The sequence below is a fragment of the Enterococcus sp. AZ194 genome (genome assembly GCF_051713825.1).
Taxonomy (GTDB): Bacteria; Bacillota; Bacilli; order Lactobacillales; family Enterococcaceae; genus Enterococcus_K.
In genome coordinates this window covers 3,918,094-3,934,301 of record NZ_JBIOQR010000001.1, presented here as the reverse complement: position 1 = coordinate 3,934,301, position 16,208 = coordinate 3,918,094, and the positions used below count along the sequence as shown (strand labels likewise).

Below are 16,208 nucleotides of genomic sequence, written 5' to 3'. Positions count from 1 at the left end.
GCCCTGTCAATGAAAAGCATGACTGGTTTTGGAAAATGTATCAAAGAAAATGAGTGGTTTCAGTTAGATGTCGAGATAAAAAGTGTCAACCATCGTTATTTGGATATTCAATTGCGGATGCCAAGAGAATTGAATGTCTATGAATCTATGATGCGTACAAGAATAAAAGAGACGCTTCAACGCGGACGTGTGGAGTTGTTTTTCAAACTAACCGCTAAAAATGGTGGGGCAAAAGAAGTGGTTGTTCGTTGGGATTTGATTGATCAATTAATTCAAAAGCTTCAAAGTGGTGTTAGCGAACGGTATAACCAAACCACGCTTTCTATTGATGGACTACTGCAACAGATTATTGGCAACGAGGAGTATGTAGAGATTCAAGAAGAGACCAAAGAGGATTCTCTTCTTGAATTATTGGTGAAAGAGACGTTGGTCGCATCGTTGCATTCGATTGAGCAAAGTCGGATTCAAGAGGGTCAAATGATTCAAACCGTTTTAGAAAATTATCGACAAGATTTTTCTAAATTGGTAGAAGAGCTCAACGGGTTTGTGGCCGTGTATGAAACGGATTACCGTGAAAAATTTGAAACAAAATTGAAAGATTATTTAGGAGAGACGCTTGATGAATCTCGTTTGTTGACAGAAATGGTTCTATTGCTTGAACGGGGCGATATCCATGAAGAGATTGATCGTTTGATGATTCATTTAGAAAAACTAGGAATGCTGCTTCAACAGACAGAACCAGTTGGACGAGAGCTGGATTTTCTGATCCAAGAAATGAACCGAGAAGTCAATACAATAGGCTCTAAATCAAGTCCGATTGAGATCAAGAATTTGGTGGTTCAGATGAAGACGGTTTTAGAGAAAATTCGTGAACAAGTTCAAAATATAGAATAAGTCTTGAATGGGTTTCATTTTTGAAAACGGCCAAGAAACGGTATACTAGAAGAAACGAATAAAGGGGCGAGAAGAATGAAATATTATGATATCACTTTTCATGAGTTGAGCGGAAAAAATGTCGTGAAACGTTCAGTCCCTTCTTCAGCAAGCGGCTTTGAGGTTTGGAAAGATGCCTGTGTTTCTTATACTGAAGAAGAGATCTTATTATTAGTTAACGAAGGAACTTACGTGACCTTAAAACGGCAGTACATCGTTCGAATTGATGCCAAAGAGGTTGAAGGGCCAGTTGAGAAATTAGTTTCTCGTCAGGATGAAATTATGGGGGTAGTGAATACCCTCTCTAACATGGGCTTCTAGAACAAAATGAAGGATTATGTGTTGAAAGAGTAATGAAAAAGAGATGCTTGAGATTTTTTCGGAGGCTGGCTTTAAATGAGGCAGAAAAAGAGAATGTTTTTGAGTGTTTCTTTTTATTTGGCGTAAGAAGTCTAAACTGTAGGGAAGTTAGGCGCGTGAAGGGTTGACGGCTGTCTTTTTTTTGCCAACTTGTTTGAAGAACTTTTTTGAAGATTAGTCGGTTGAAAGTTAGAAAATGGCGAGAGCTTCTAGCATAACTAGCTTTTTAGAGAAAATCTCGCTATAATAAAGAAAGCCTTGAAAATTACAGAAAAAAAGTGCAGAATAGACGTTAAGCGAAAAAGACAAGGGAAAGGACGTCATTATGACAGAACGTGGATTATTAATTGTGTTATCCGGCCCTTCCGGGGTAGGTAAGGGAACCGTAAGAAAAGCTATTTTTGAGAGTGAAGACAATGACTTTCAATACTCCATTTCAATGACCACTCGTAAGATGCGAGAAGGTGAAGTAGAAGGCGTCGATTATTATTTTCGAACGAGAGAAGAGTTTGAAGCGATGATTGAAGCTGGTGAAATGTTGGAATATGCAGAATATGTTGGAAATTATTATGGTACACCCCTGTCATACGTCAATAAAACCTTAGATGAAGGAAAAGACGTCTTTTTAGAAATTGAAGTTCAAGGAGCGCAGCAGGTCAAAGAAAAAGTGCCAGACGGTGTGTTTATCTTTTTAACCCCACCGGACTTAGCTGAACTTAAATCGCGAATTGTTGGACGCGGCACAGACGCTGAAGAAGTCATCGAGCAACGAATGAAGGTTGCCCGTGATGAGATTGAGCTGATGGCGTTATACGATTATGCTGTAGTAAACGACCAAGTTCCGTTGGCCGTTCAACGAATCAAAGAAATTATTACGAGCGAACACTTTCGAGTGAACCGTGTAATTGGAAAATACATTAAGATGTTAAAGGAGATGTAGGCTCATGATGTTAAAACCGTCAATTGACTCATTATTAAACCAAGTAAATTCGAAATATTCTCTTGTGATTCTAGCAAGTAAACGCGCACACGAATTGGATGCAGGATCTCAAGCAACGATGGAGAACTTTGAATCTGTGAAGAGTGTTGGACAAGCCTTAGAAGAAATCGATGGTGGAACAGTTGTTAACGATCCAAACCCAGAATTAAAACGCGAGCGTTTAAAAATGGAATCAGAAGAAAAGAAAGCGCAACGTGAGCGTGAACAACGTGAATTAGAAGCACGTATTCGTGACGAACAAAACTTATAAGCGTAAAAAATGAAAAGCCGAAGACAAGGGAAAGTGAACTGTCTCGGCTTTTTTATTTGCCTAGTAATGTAGGGAAGTCTCTTAATTTTTGTTTAGAAACAGCGAAGCAACAAGACAAATCAAGACTTCTTTAGTACAATAGTCGAGAAGCGAAAAGGAGGAAAACAAGTGATGAATAAATATGCTGAGGTAATTGTTGATGTACCAACGATGCAAACGGATCAGCCGTTTACATACTTTATTCCGCAAGCACTTCAACCTTCTTTACAGAAAGGAATGCGTGTGGAGGTTCCTTTTGGCAATGGCAATCGACATGTGCAAGGGTTTGTCACAGCGGTGATTGAAAACTTGTTGCCTAATCCAGACATCCCGTTAAAAAGCATTGTTCGAGTGTTAGATTTATCTCCGGTATTAAACGGTGAGCTTTTGGCGATGGCTGATTATATGAAGGAAAAAACATTTGCCTTTAAGATTATGTGTTTACAGACCATGCTTCCTAGCGTAATGAAAGCGGAGTATGAGAAATATATCTTTTTGAAACAAGAAAATCATGAGGCTAAGACGCTTTATTTTCACGAAAAAGAGGAAATCTCTTGGAGTGAGGCAGAAGAAAGCGGCTTGTTGCCTAAGTTAATGCAGCTTCGACAAGAACAAGTCGTGGATATTCGTTATGAAGTGAAAACAAAAAACAAAGTAAAAACGATTCGTATGGTTAAACCCGAGCTTTCAAAAAGCGGCTATCAAGAAGAGCAATCTGCTGTATCAAAAAATGCCAAAAAACAACTACAACTTCTCGAACAATTGATGAATCAGGACGATTTAATGCCTGTTAGTCAGTTGAAAGAGCTAGGCTTGAGTACAACGGTATTAAACCAAGGAAAAGAGCGCGGCTGGCTTTCTTTTGTGGAAGTTGAGCAATACCGCGATCCTTTTAGTGACCGAATCTTTGAGAAAACGCAAGCTCATCAGTTGAATCCAGAGCAACAATTTGCAGTAGAGACACTGGTAACAGCAGTGAATGAAGGTAAAAGCACACCTTTTTTATTAGAAGGAATTACGGGAAGCGGAAAGACAGAGGTTTATTTACAGACAATTTCAGAAGTCTTACAAATGAATAAAACCGCGATTATGCTTGTCCCAGAGATTGCGCTGACGCCGCAGATGGTGGACCGATTTAAAGGTCGTTTTGGGGAAGCTGTTGCCGTTTTGCATAGTGGGTTATCGACAGGTGAAAAATATGACGAATGGCGTAAAATCGAGCGTGAAGAGGCACAGGTTGTTGTGGGCGCACGTTCAGCAATTTTTGCGCCCCTACAAAACCTAGGTGTCATCATTATTGATGAAGAGCATGAGACCACGTACAAACAAGATGAAGCCCCTCGTTACCATGCGAGAGATTTGGCTTTGTGGCGAGCGAATTATCACCATTGTCCTGTTGTTTTGGGGAGTGCGACGCCTTCACTTGAGTCACGCTCGCGTGCGCAAAAGGGTGTCTATCAGCTGTTGACTCTCTCAAAAAGAGCGAACCCACAAGCTTCTTTACCGCTTGTTGATGTGATAGACATGAGAGATGAATTTAAGAAACAGAATACAACCTCCTTCTCTTTGTCCCTACAAGAAAAAATCCGTCAGCGTTTAGAAGCCAATGAACAGACGGTTTTAATGCTTAATCGACGAGGTTACTCTTCATTTGTCATGTGCCGGGATTGCGGTTTTGTCTTACCTTGTCCTAATTGTGATATTTCTTTAACTTTACATATGGACACCAAAACGATGCGTTGTCACTACTGTGGGCATGAGGAGGGGATTCCTTATCGTTGTCCTGATTGTGGGAAGGATAAAATTCGCTACTATGGGACTGGAACACAAAAAGTCGAAGAAGAGCTACAAGAACTGTTCCCTGATGCGCGTATTTTAAGAATGGACGTGGATACGACTCGAAGAAAAGGGGCACACGAAAAGATTTTAACGACCTTCGGAGAGAAGAAGGCGGATATCTTATTAGGAACGCAAATGATTGCCAAAGGGTTAGATTTTCCAGATGTGACGTTGGTTGGCGTGCTAAATGCAGATACGGCGCTTAATTTACCTGACTTCCGTTCTAGTGAGCGCACCTTCCAGTTGTTAACGCAGGTCAGTGGCCGAGCAGGTCGAGCACATAAAGCAGGCGAGGTCATTATCCAGACGTTTAATCCGGAGCATTACGCGATTCAGCTAGCAAAAACGCAAAACTATGAAGACTTCTATCGTCAAGAAATGAGTGTCCGTCATCGAAGTGATTATCCACCGTATTATTTCACGGTAAAAATTACTGCGAGCCATCCAGAAGAACAAGCGGCAGCCCAAAAGATTTTTGCGGTCACCAAAGAGCTAAAAGAAGTGCTTAGTGACACAAGTTTATTGCTGGGACCTACGCCAAGTGCTATTTTGCGTGTGAAGAATCGCTATTATTACCAAGTGATTATTAAATACAAAAAAGAACCAAAGTTACAAGAGGCCTTAACTAAATTATTAAACGATAGCCAAGTAGCGCAAAGACAAGGGCTACTGCTGTCTATCGATAGTGAACCGATGCATTTTATTTAAGAAAGGAAGCTTTGATGCGCTACCCAATTATTATTTACCCAAATGAATTTTTAACAAAAAAGATGGCTCCCGTCACAACAATCACGGATGAAATTATCACGCTGTTAGATAACCTGTATGAAACGATGGTGGCTCACGATGGTATCGGGATTGCCGCTCCTCAAGTTGGAAAAAATCTACGGATTGCTTTAGTTGAAGTGGATGAGGGGGATTTGTTTGAGCTGATTAATCCTGAGATTATTGATAAAAAAGGTTCGAGTATTGACGTCGAAGGCTGTTTGAGTATCCCGGAGACTTACGGAACGGTTGAGCGAGCGGATGAAATTACAGTTCGTTATTTTGATCGTGAGGGCGAGGAAATTGAGGTTATTGCGTATGATTATTTAGCTCGCGCATTCCAACATGAGATTGATCATTTAGATGGGCAGCTATTCATTGATAAAATCATTGAAAAAATTCCTGCTGATCAACTAGAAAATTATATGGAGGAACATCAAGATGACTAAAATTGTTTTTATGGGGACACCTGCATTTTCGGTGCCTATTTTAGAAGGACTGATAGAGGCTGGTTATGAGATTCAAGCAGTAGTGACCCAGCCAGACCGTCCAGTGGGGCGTAAAAAAGTAATTACCGCGACACCAGTAAAAGAAGCGGCATTAGCTAATAATTTATTGGTATTGCAGCCAGAAAAAATATCAGGCTCTCCTGAAATGGAGAAAATTCGCGAGTTAGCACCAGATATTATTGTAACAGCCGCGTTTGGGCAGTTTTTACCTGAAAAATTATTGCAAGTGCCTAAACACGGGGCTATCAATGTTCATGCGTCACTTTTACCGAAATATCGTGGGGGTGCTCCTGTTCACTATGCCATTATTAAAGGGGAAACAGAAGCGGGCGTGACGATTATGGAAATGATCAAGAAAATGGATGCAGGGGGGATTTTCTCTCAAGCGAAGGTCCCGATTACCAAAAATGATGATGTCGGGACGATGTTTGATAAACTTAGTTTGTTAGGAAAAGACCTATTACTGGCAACATTACCTAAGATTCTTTCAGGAGAATTGATCCCTGTTCCTCAAAAAGAAGAGGAAGTGACTTTTTCGCCAAATATTTCTCGTGAAGAAGAAGCCATTGATTGGGAAAAAACGGCTGTTGAAGTGGATAATCAAGTGCGTGGGATGCGTCCGTGGCCGATTGCGTTTACTACTTACGAAGGGGCTCGTTGGAAAATCTGGGAGACTGCGCCATTGGAAGAAGAAACGACAGACGAACAACCAGGAACCATCATCTATAAGAGTAAAAAAGAACTTTGGATTGCTTGTGGCAAACACAGCGTCCTAGCAATCAAAGCACTGCAGCCAGCCGGTAAAGCAAAACAAGAAATTCAAGCCTTTTTAAACGGCGTCGGCCAATCAGTGACTAGTGGACAGCGGGTGAACTAATGGGGAAAAAAATTCCAGCAAAAATAAAAAAATCAGTGCGATTTGTGGCACTAGAAACACTTGAACGAGTAAACAAGGGCGGAGCTTACTCTAATCTACTACTTAATGACATGATGTCTAAGGCAAAACTTAGCGAGAAGGATGGTCGCCTCTATACCGAGTTAGTGTATGGCACCATCAGTCGGCGGTTATTACTTGAGTTTTATTTACAACCGTTTATAAAAAAAGCCAAAAAAGTAGATGATTGGGTCGTTACATTATTATGTCTGTCTCTTTATCAATTGGAATTTTTAGACAAAGTTCCGGCTCATGCCGTTTTAAATGAGGCCGTTGAGATTGGGAAAAACCGTGGCAACGTCGGTATTGGTAAATTTGTAAACGGCGTTCTTCGTTCGGTTCAACGAGAAGGATTGCCAAGCATTTCGACAATTAAAAATCCTCTTGAGCAATTATCAGTAGAAATCAGTATGCCGGTCTGGCTAACGAAAACACTTGTTGAGCAATTAGGGATGGAAGAGACCCGCAAGCTAGGGTTGTCTCTGTTTGAAGTGAGTCATGTTAGCGCCCGTGTTGATACGCGCATGGTCGAACGGGCTGAAGTGATTGCGACCTTAGAAGAAGAGGAAGGGATTTTTGCCAGAGAAAGTTTCGTTTCGCCTTATGGGATTGTTGCTGAGAAAGGCTATCTAGCAAATAGCCGGTTATTCCAGTATGGATTGATGACTATCCAAGATGAAAGTTCGATGTTGGTCGCACCAACCATGCAAATTCAAAAACACCACAAAGTGCTAGATGCGTGTGCAGCACCTGGAGGGAAAACAACACATATCGCTACTTTCCTTGATCCAACATTTGGTGGGGAAGTTACGGCTTTAGATATTCATGACCACAAAGTGAAGCTAATTCAAGATAACGCGCGCCGATTGCGAGTAGAAGAGGCTGTTCAGGCGAAAAAAATGGATGCCAGAACGATTCACGAAAACTTTGAACCAGAAACATTTGACCGTATTTTGGTGGATGCTCCTTGTTCAGGATTAGGTCTGATGCGCAGAAAACCAGATATTAAATACCATAAAAAACCTGAAGATTTTTTACAATTACAAAAAATTCAGTTGGAAATTTTAGAAAGTGCTGCCCCAACACTAAAACATTCGGGTATAATGACTTATAGTACGTGCACGATTACAAAAGAAGAAAATCAAGAGGTGGTTGAGCAGTTTTTAGCGGCTCATCCAGAATTTGAAAAAATGGACGTAACTGTTAATCCGCAGATGAACGAAGCTGTGTCAGAACAACAATTGACATTGTATCCACAGCAGTTTATGACTGATGGATTCTTTATCTGTTGCTTACGTAAAAAGTAGTGAGGTGAACAAAATGAACATTTATTTTCAATCAGATGTGGGAAGACGAAGAAATTCCAATCAAGATTATGCCAATCTTTTTAAAAACAAGCAAGGCATTCAATTAGCGATTTTGGCTGACGGGATGGGTGGCCATTTAGCCGGAGACGTTGCAAGTCAAATGGCGGTAAACGATTTGGGAACAGCTTGGGAAGAGGCAGACATTCTTGATGAGGAAAAGGCGGCACAATGGTTTATCCAACAGCTACAACTAGAAAATGAACGGATTTACGAAAAAGGTCAATCGATGCCAGAGTATAATGGGATGGGAACAACCGTCGTTGCAGTGGCCATTTTCGAGCATAATTTTGTGATTGCTAATGTTGGAGATAGTCGTGCGTATTTAATTCGCAATGGAAAGATTCTACAATTGACTGAGGATCATTCGTTAGTTAACGAGTTGGTGAAGTCTGGTGAAATCAGTAAAGAGATGGCAGCCAATCATCCACGAAAGAACGTTCTAACTCGTTCAGTCGGCATGCCAGGAATCTTGGAAGTGGACGTCACAAACCAAGAATGGTTAGGTGAAGATTTTGTTTTGGTCTGCTCAGATGGTTTAACAAATATGGTCTCAGAAGAGGAAATTTTGGCAATCATTCACAGCTCAGTTAGCCTTAAAGATAAGGTCGACCAACTGATTGAAAAGGCCAACGATGCAGGTGGCGCAGATAATATCACTGTATTAATCATACAATGTGAGGAGGAAGATTCATGCTTGAAATTGGGCGAAAGCTAAACGGCCGTTACAAAATTATTGGCAACATCGGTAGCGGCGGTATGGCAAATGTCTTCCTTGCACATGATTTAATTTTAGACCGGGATGTCGCAGTCAAGGTTCTGCGTTTTGACTTTCAAAATGATACGGCAGCAATTCGTCGTTTCCAAAGAGAAGCACTGGCGGCAACTGAGTTAGTCCATACAAATATTGTCAGCGTCTATGATGTTGGTGAAGAAGATGGCATGCAATATTTGGTGATGGAATATGTCAAGGGCATGGATCTGAAAAGATACATTCAAACTCATTATCCGATTCCCTACGCAACGATTGTGGATATTATGCAACAAATTTTATCTGCTATTTCACTTGCGCATGAGCATCGAATTATTCACAGGGACTTGAAACCACAAAATATTTTAATGAATGAAGAAGGCACGGTAAAAATCACTGACTTTGGGATTGCTATCGCTCTTTCAGAAACATCAATTACACAAACAAATACGATGCTTGGTTCGGTTCACTATCTTTCACCTGAACAGGCTCGTGGGAGTATGGCAACCAAACAGTCCGATATTTATGCCTTAGGGATTATTCTCTATGAATTAATGACGGGCAACGTGCCATTTGATGGAGAATCTGCAGTTACGATTGCTTTAAAACATTTTCAAAGCGAGCTGCCCTCTATCAAAAACTATGACAGAAATGCACCGCAATCTATCGAAAATGTCATTTTAAAGGCGACGGCCAAAGATACAGCTGATCGGTACAAGACAGCTGAAGAGATGAGTCAGGATATAGCAACCGTTCTATCACCTGAACGCTTGAATGAACCGGTTTGGACGCCAGAAGCGATGCTAGGAGAAACAATGGTATTGCCCACCGTGTCTGAGACAAGTATGTCGGAAGCCGTGAAAGAACCGATCACGACACCGCAGCCACAGCCACAGCAGTTTGAGCCAACAACAGACGAACCAAAGAAAAAGAAAAAACGTCGTTGGATGATTCCTATCGTGATTGTTCTTCTATTGGCGTTAGGTGGAGCGGCTTATCTTTGGCTGATGGGTGGTAGCGAAAAAGACATTCAAATTCCTGACGTTTCAGGGATGACAGAAACAGAAGCCATTGCTGAGTTAGAATCCAAGAATTTAAAAGTCTCCAGCAAAAGTGAAGAAATGCCAGATGATAAAATCGAAGCTGGTTTGGTGATAAAAACAGATCCTGCGGCAGGTAGTGAGGTCAAAGAAGGCGGTAGTACGATTATCACTCTTTATATTAGCTCCGGGAAACAAAAACCGAAAATGGGCGACTATAAAGGAGAGCAAATGAAGGATGTCCTCACTAAGCTAAAAGAGTTAGGCTTTTCAGAGAGTCGTATTGACATCACCGAAACCTATGATAGTGAAACAACAGAAGGTGAAATCATGAGCCAAGAGCCAAAAGAAGGCACAGAGGTTGATCCTGAAAAAGATACAATTTCCTTTACCGTAAGTAAAGGGCAAGAAACGGTAACACTAGGTGATTACATTGGTTGGAACTATCAAAGTGTCCTGGATGAATTGACTAGTAAGGGAATCTCGACTGGTCAAATTACAGTAGTATATCAAGAGAGTGATGGAGCGCCTAATCTAGTTATTAGTCAGGACTTTGATAAGAATACAGAAGTGGTTCCCAAAGAAGCAGAACTGGTTTTTACTGTTAGTAAAGAACGTGAAAAAATCACACTAAATGACATGAGCGGTTACTCGAAAGCAGAAGCACAGGAATATTTGGAAAAAAACGGTATGATTATTGTCGAGGAAGAAGAGTATAGTGATTCTGTAGATTCAGGTAAAGTGATTCGAACAGAACCCGGTGCGGGTCAATCTCTTCAAGTTGGTAGCTCAGTTAAAGTAATTTATTCTAAAGGAAAAGATCCAACAAAAGAAGAGAACAAACCGGCAGAAAATCAACCAAATGATAATAAAAATACAGGCAATCAAACAGATAAAGGGAATACAACAGACAGTGGGGATCAAACCGGAAATAATGACCCCGCAGACAAAAAGGATTAAGCAAGATCGGCGAATAAAAAGTGTAGGGACTCGGGAAACCGAAACTCTACACTTTTTTTGTGAAAGTGTGGAGACTGGGACGCAATCCTAAGTTTCTGTCTAACCTCCATAAACATCGATAAATAATGGGAGGAGAAGTACCATAAACACATCCATTTGCCCTTTTTATTCAAACAAACTTAGTAAATTTTCCCATCTTGAAATAGAGTGTGTTAGAATAAAACAAACGAGATTACCGTAGGAGGTGCCTTTTTATTAAAGGACAAATAAGAAAAGCGTTGAGTGGGTTTTATTATATTTATTCAGAAGGTCAGACCTACCAAACACGCGCACGTGGAAATTTTCGTAACCGAAAGATTACTCCTTTAGTGGGTGATGAGGTCATTTTTGAGAGTAGTAATCTGACAGATGGTTATCTATTGGAGATTTTACCTCGAGAAAATGAACTGGTTCGACCGCCCGTAGCGAATGTCGATCAAGGTGTGGTCGTGACGAGTCTGGTGGAACCTAATTTTTCCTATAATTTACTTGATCGTTTTTTAGTTACGTTAGAAAATAAAGGGATTGAGCCGATTATCTATCTAAGTAAGACTGATTTGGACCCGAGAAATCCTTTAATTAATGAAGTGAAACAAGTCTATGAGGCAATTGGTTATACGGTGATTATTCCAAAAGAAGACCAGGGAATTGTCGAGCTAGAGCAACAATTTCCACAAAAATTATCGGTCTTCATGGGGCAATCGGGAGCTGGAAAATCAACACTATTGAACCGTATTGCACCGCACTTGGATTTGGAGACTGCTGAAATATCTGATTCGTTAGGCCGCGGAAAGCATACGACAAGACATGTGGAGCTATTACCGATTTATGAGGGACTTGTTGCTGATACCCCAGGATTTAGTGCGATTGACTTTTTGGAAATTCAAGCAGTTGATTTGCCAAAAGAATTTCCTGAATTTGTGGAAGCAGCAGCGTTGTGCAAGTTCCGCGAGTGTATGCACGATAAAGAACCCTCTTGTGAAGTGAAACGGCGTGTTGAAACCAAGGAAATTGCGCAATCAAGATATGATAACTATAAACAATTTTTAGAAGAAATCGAAAATAAACGACCCATCTATAAAAAGAAAAAATAGGAGGCAATATACATGAAAATCGCACCATCAATTTTAAGCGCAGATTTTGCAAATCTAGAAAGAGACGTCCAATTAGTTGAGAAAGCAGGAGCAGATTATATCCATGTTGATGTAATGGATGGGCAATTTGTACCGAATATTACCATAGGAGCAGGTGTGGTAGCTGCTCTACGTCCAGTCACTAAATTACCATTGGATGTTCATTTAATGATTACCAATCCAGAAAACTATATTGACGATTTTGCTAAAGCTGGATCAGACGTTATCATGGTTCATGTGGAAGCAACAGCTCACATTCATCGGGCCATTCAAATGATTCAAGCACACGGCGTGAAATCAGGCGTAGTAATTAATCCTGGGACACCTGTTTCAGCGATTCAACACGTCCTTTCCATGGTGGATCAAGTGCTTGTCATGACGGTAAATCCAGGCTTTGGTGGTCAAAGCTTCATCGAGGAATGTGTTGTGAAAATTGCTGAATTAGACGCCCTTCGTAAAGAACATGGGTATACCTATGAAATTGAAGTAGATGGGGGCATTGTGCCTGAAACGGCGAAACTGTGTAAAGAAGCGGGAACAGACGTCTTTGTTGCGGGGTCTTATGTCTATTCTGCAGAAGATCCAAGTGAACGTATGGCTTTATTAAAAGAGGCGTTACAATAGAATGAATATTTTAGTTGTTGCTGGAGCGGCACCAGAGACGTGGCCTGAGATCAACTCTTCTGTATTCGACTATTTTGTTGGAGTGGACCGCGGTGGTTTATTTTTGCTCCAAAGAGGTTATCCATTAAATCTTGCGGTGGGGGATTTTGATTCGTTAAGTCCCAAAGAAAAACGAGCCGTCATCCAACAAGCGGGGGAAGTTTTGGAAGCACAACCCGAAAAAGATGATACGGATACTCAGCTTGCTTTACAACATGTTTTTGAAAAATTCCCTCAAGCAAAAGTGACTTTAATTGGTGCAACTGGTGGGCGTTTAGATCATCTACTGTCCAATTTGTGGCTGGGTTTAGAACCCCGGTTTGCGCCGTTTCTGGATCGTTTTGTGTTGAGAGATAGCCAAAATAGTTTGCGCTATTTTACACCAGGTGATTATCGGATTTATAAAGAGCCTGAGATGAAGTATTTGGCCTATTGTTGTCTGACTCCAGTGGCAAACCTTTCGTTGTTTGAAAGTAAGTATCTACTTAATCAAGTGGATGTGTTGCGACCCTTTTCATATGCAAGTAATGAATTTGTGACGGAAACGGCTAGCTTTTCGTTTTCTGAAGGAATCCTTGCCGTCATCCAAAGTAAAGATAAATAAGCAAGTCACAGACCCTTTTCGAGATGAAACGAAAAGGGCTGTGACTTTTTTTACTTTTGTCATGTCTAGTTATTCAGCTGTGGATAATGAGGAATTCATGACAAACTTATCCACTTGTGGACAAGTATATTTATAAAATATAAAAGAGTTTATCCACAACCTTGTGAATAACACGGTGATGTTAGATTAAAATGAAATGATAAAGATTAATTTACAATGAGGAATAAAATAGGTATACTGAGTTTTATGAATAGGCTAAGTAAGGAGTGGGAAAATGAAAAGTAAACAAATTGCACAACAAACATTAGATTTTCAAGGAACTGCGTATACTTATTATGAGCTGAAAAAGGTCACTGATTCTCTAGATGTCGCTATCGATAAGCTGCCGTATAGCATTCGGATTTTATTAGAGTCGCTAATTAGACAAGAGGACGGCCTAGATATTACAGAAGAAACGATTCAAGTGCTTGCACGTTGGGCGGATCAAACAGCGACAGGTGAAATCCCCTTTAAGCCAACAAGAGTGGTTCTCCAAGATTTCACTGGTGTACCAGCCATCGTTGATTTAGCTTCTATGCGTGAGGCGGTCGTTCGACTAGGAGGAAATCCTGATCAGATTAATCCAGAGATTCCAGTTGATTTAGTCGTCGATCATTCGGTGCAGGTTGACTATGCAGGGACACCACAAGCCTTAGCAGCCAATGCAAAACTAGAATTTGAACGAAATTATGAACGATATGAGTTTTTAAAGTGGGCACAAAATTCGTTTGATAACTATCGTGTTGTCCCACCCTCAACAGGTATTATCCATCAAGTAAATATTGAATTTTTGTCAGATGTAATCGTGACAAAAACAGTAGGTGAAGGAAAAGAAATTTTCCCTGATAGCTTGGTAGGAACGGATTCACATACCACAATGATTAATGGTATTGGCGTTTTAGGCTGGGGCGTTGGGGGAATCGAGGCAGAAGCAGGGATGTTAGGTGAACCTTCCTATTTTCCAATTCCAGAAGTGATTGGTGTAGAACTCAAAGGGGCATTACAAGTGGGCGCTACAGCAACAGATGTGGCGATTCGTGTGACCCAGCTCCTACGAGAAGAAAAAGTTGTCGGAAAGTTTGTCGAGTTTTTCGGTGCAGGGTTAAAAGAGCTGAGTTTAGCGGATCGCGCGACGATTGCTAATATGGCACCTGAATATGGCGCAACTTGTGGTTTTTTCCCAATCGATGAGGAGACCCTCACGTATATGCAGTTGACCGGGCGTGATACGAAACAGGTTCAGTTAACCGAGACCTATGCTAAGGCAAATCACCTTTTCTATGACGAAACAAAGGTTCCTAGTTATACAAAAATTTTAACGGTCGATTTAACGACTATTTCAACGAATTTATCTGGTCCAAAACGTCCGCAAGATTTGATTCCGGTGGGGGAGATGGCCGCCCAATTTGTGGCATCCGTTACAGCACCAGAAGGCAACCAAGGTTTTGGATTACCGGTAGAAGAGTTGGATAAACAAACTACTGTGGTGATAGAAAACAGTGAAAGAGTGCTTGGTACAGGAGACTTAGCGATTGCGGCGATTACCAGCTGTACAAATACGTCGAATCCTTATGTGATGCTTGCAGCCGGCCTTTTAGCAAAAAAAGCAGTTGAGTGTGGCTTGCGCGTTTCTCCGACAGTCAAAACCTCTTTAGCACCAGGTTCAAAGGTGGTGACAGGTTACTTAGAAGACGCAGGACTGATGCCTTATCTTGAAGCACTTGGCTTTGCTGTTGTTGGTTATGGTTGTACGACGTGTATTGGAAATTCAGGTCCTTTATCTCCTGAAATAACTGAAAAGATTCAAGAGTCGAATCTGTTGGTCGCTTCCGTTTTGAGTGGGAATCGAAATTTTGAAGGGCGAATTCATCCGTTAGTCAAGGCGAATTATTTAGCTTCGCCTCCGATAGTTGTTGCTTATGCGTTGGCTGGAACGGTGACAAAAGATCTGTTGAATGAACCTGTTGGGACAAATCAAAAGGGGCAACCGGTGTATTTGTCAGATATTTGGCCGGAGCATGCAGAAATTCAGAACTATGTAGAAACCTATGTGACACCTAGCTTATTTAAAAAATATTACGCGGAAGTTTTTGAGGCCAATGAGGATTGGAATAAGATTCCGACGACTTCAGAAGCCCTATATAATTGGGATCAAGAATCAACGTATATTGCTAATCCTCCTTATTTTGAAGAGATGTCGGCCAAACCAATTGAAATCCAAACGTTGCATGAGTTAACCGCACTTGCGAAATTTGGGGACTCAGTGACGACAGACCATATTTCACCTGCTGGAGCGATTGCGATGCGTTCGGCGGCGGGCTCCTATTTGATTGACCAAGGAGTTGTGCCTAAAGACTTTAATTCATTTGGCTCACGCAGGGGCAATCATGAAGTAATGATGAGAGGGACATTTGGGAACATTCGCATCAAAAATCAACTAGCTATAGGAACGGAAGGGAGTTATACGACTCATTTTCCAACTGGAGAGGTTATTACCATCTATGAGGCAGCCCAAAGATACAAAAAAGAAGCACGAGGCTTAATTGTTTTGGCAGGCAAAGACTACGGCATGGGTTCTTCTAGAGATTGGGCAGCAAAAGGAACAAGCTTATTGGGCGTAAAAGCAGTCATTGCTGAAAGCTTTGAACGTATTCACCGTTCTAATTTAGTGATGATGGGTGTTTTACCTCTTCAATATAGAGACGGCGAGACTGCTGAAACATTAGGCCTGACAGGGACAGAGGCGTTCACCATCCATTTAACACCAGATGTCGGAATTGGGGAGCTTGTGAAGGTAAGTGCCAGAAAAGTAACTGGCGAGTGTCTAGAATTTATGGCGAAGGTTCGATTTGATGCACAAGCAGATATTCGGTATTACCAACACCAAGGGATTTTGCCAATGGTGATTCGTAAAAAGACACAGCACTAAGAAGTTCTTGGAAATTATGTCCCAAATTCGTGATCCTAACGGTGATTAGAATCAGCG

Annotated in this window: 14 protein-coding genes; all 14 read left to right on the top strand. The window is 41.1% G+C overall.

Annotated features, from left to right (window positions below; genetic code table 11):
• The first annotated feature begins 9 nt into the window (after positions 1-9).
• The gene (locus tag IGI37_RS18320) at positions 10-894 is read left to right on the top strand and encodes a YicC/YloC family endoribonuclease (RefSeq protein WP_438763489.1); all 885 of its coding nucleotides are present in this window, start codon (positions 10-12) and stop codon (positions 892-894) included.
• A 75-nt stretch (positions 895-969) separates the two neighbouring features.
• Positions 970-1,254: a hypothetical protein gene (locus IGI37_RS18315; protein ID WP_438763488.1), complete on the top strand. Its 285-nt coding sequence runs from the start codon at positions 970-972 to the stop codon at positions 1,252-1,254.
• A gap of 364 nt (positions 1,255-1,618) precedes the next feature.
• The gene (gmk, locus tag IGI37_RS18310) at positions 1,619-2,233 is read left to right on the top strand and encodes a guanylate kinase (RefSeq protein WP_438763487.1); all 615 of its coding nucleotides are present in this window, start codon (positions 1,619-1,621) and stop codon (positions 2,231-2,233) included.
• Positions 2,234-2,237: 4 nt separating this feature from the next.
• Positions 2,238-2,543, top strand: coding sequence for a DNA-directed RNA polymerase subunit omega (gene rpoZ / locus IGI37_RS18305; RefSeq protein ID WP_438763486.1), 306 nt, complete (start codon positions 2,238-2,240; stop codon positions 2,541-2,543).
• Positions 2,544-2,714: 171 nt separating this feature from the next.
• Positions 2,715-5,129 (top strand): primosomal protein N', encoded by a 2,415-nt coding sequence (gene priA / locus IGI37_RS18300; RefSeq protein ID WP_438763691.1) that lies wholly within the window; start codon positions 2,715-2,717, stop codon positions 5,127-5,129.
• A 14-nt stretch (positions 5,130-5,143) separates the two neighbouring features.
• Positions 5,144-5,635 (top strand): peptide deformylase, encoded by a 492-nt coding sequence (gene def, locus IGI37_RS18295; protein ID WP_438763484.1) that lies wholly within the window; start codon positions 5,144-5,146, stop codon positions 5,633-5,635.
• Entirely contained in the window at positions 5,628-6,572 is a 945-nt protein-coding gene (gene fmt, locus IGI37_RS18290) for a methionyl-tRNA formyltransferase (RefSeq protein WP_438763483.1), read from the top strand. Before def ends, fmt begins: the two co-directional genes overlap by 8 nt.
• Positions 6,572-7,936 carry a 16S rRNA (cytosine(967)-C(5))-methyltransferase RsmB gene (gene rsmB, locus IGI37_RS18285; protein WP_438763482.1) on the top strand — a complete coding sequence of 455 codons (1,365 nt, stop codon included), beginning with the start codon at positions 6,572-6,574 and terminating at the stop codon, positions 7,934-7,936. The genes fmt and rsmB overlap by 1 nt, the downstream gene beginning before the upstream one ends.
• Positions 7,937-7,949: 13 nt before the next feature.
• Entirely contained in the window at positions 7,950-8,711 is a 762-nt protein-coding gene (locus IGI37_RS18280) for a Stp1/IreP family PP2C-type Ser/Thr phosphatase (RefSeq protein WP_438763481.1), read from the top strand.
• Complete coding sequence (gene pknB / locus IGI37_RS18275) at positions 8,687-10,744, top strand: Stk1 family PASTA domain-containing Ser/Thr kinase (RefSeq protein ID WP_438763480.1); 2,058 nt, start codon at positions 8,687-8,689, stop codon at positions 10,742-10,744. Before IGI37_RS18280 ends, pknB begins: the two co-directional genes overlap by 25 nt.
• A 254-nt stretch (positions 10,745-10,998) precedes the next feature.
• Positions 10,999-11,877 carry a ribosome small subunit-dependent GTPase A gene (gene rsgA, locus IGI37_RS18270; RefSeq protein ID WP_438763690.1) on the top strand — a complete coding sequence of 293 codons (879 nt, stop codon included), beginning with the start codon at positions 10,999-11,001 and terminating at the stop codon, positions 11,875-11,877.
• A 12-nt stretch (positions 11,878-11,889) separates the two neighbouring features.
• Complete coding sequence (rpe, locus tag IGI37_RS18265; RefSeq protein WP_438763479.1) at positions 11,890-12,540, top strand: ribulose-phosphate 3-epimerase; 651 nt, start codon at positions 11,890-11,892, stop codon at positions 12,538-12,540.
• Position 12,541: 1 nt separating this feature from the next.
• Positions 12,542-13,183, top strand: coding sequence for a thiamine diphosphokinase (locus tag IGI37_RS18260; RefSeq protein WP_438763478.1), 642 nt, complete (start codon positions 12,542-12,544; stop codon positions 13,181-13,183).
• A gap of 274 nt (positions 13,184-13,457) precedes the next feature.
• Positions 13,458-16,151: an aconitate hydratase AcnA gene (gene acnA / locus IGI37_RS18255; RefSeq protein ID WP_438763477.1), complete on the top strand. Its 2,694-nt coding sequence runs from the start codon at positions 13,458-13,460 to the stop codon at positions 16,149-16,151.
• The last annotated feature ends 57 nt before the right edge of the window (positions 16,152-16,208 follow it).

Excerpts from the sequence above, each read along its gene's own strand:
- IGI37_RS18320 (WP_438763489.1), top strand. The coding sequence starts at position 10 with ATGAAAAGCATGACTGGTTTTGGAAAATGTATCAAAGAAAATGAGTGG.
- IGI37_RS18315 (WP_438763488.1), top strand. The coding sequence starts at position 970 with ATGAAATATTATGATATCACTTTTCATGAGTTGAGCGGAAAAAATGTC.
- gmk (WP_438763487.1), top strand. The coding sequence starts at position 1,619 with ATGACAGAACGTGGATTATTAATTGTGTTATCCGGCCCTTCCGGGGTA.
- rpoZ (WP_438763486.1), top strand. The coding sequence starts at position 2,238 with ATGATGTTAAAACCGTCAATTGACTCATTATTAAACCAAGTAAATTCG.
- priA (WP_438763691.1), top strand. The coding sequence starts at position 2,715 with ATGAATAAATATGCTGAGGTAATTGTTGATGTACCAACGATGCAAACG.
- def (WP_438763484.1), top strand. The coding sequence starts at position 5,144 with ATGCGCTACCCAATTATTATTTACCCAAATGAATTTTTAACAAAAAAG.
- fmt (WP_438763483.1), top strand. The coding sequence starts at position 5,628 with ATGACTAAAATTGTTTTTATGGGGACACCTGCATTTTCGGTGCCTATT.
- rsmB (WP_438763482.1), top strand. The coding sequence starts at position 6,572 with ATGGGGAAAAAAATTCCAGCAAAAATAAAAAAATCAGTGCGATTTGTG.
- IGI37_RS18280 (WP_438763481.1), top strand. The coding sequence starts at position 7,950 with ATGAACATTTATTTTCAATCAGATGTGGGAAGACGAAGAAATTCCAAT.
- pknB (WP_438763480.1), top strand. The coding sequence starts at position 8,687 with ATGCTTGAAATTGGGCGAAAGCTAAACGGCCGTTACAAAATTATTGGC.
- rpe (WP_438763479.1), top strand. The coding sequence starts at position 11,890 with ATGAAAATCGCACCATCAATTTTAAGCGCAGATTTTGCAAATCTAGAA.
- IGI37_RS18260 (WP_438763478.1), top strand. The coding sequence starts at position 12,542 with ATGAATATTTTAGTTGTTGCTGGAGCGGCACCAGAGACGTGGCCTGAG.
- acnA (WP_438763477.1), top strand. The coding sequence starts at position 13,458 with ATGAAAAGTAAACAAATTGCACAACAAACATTAGATTTTCAAGGAACT.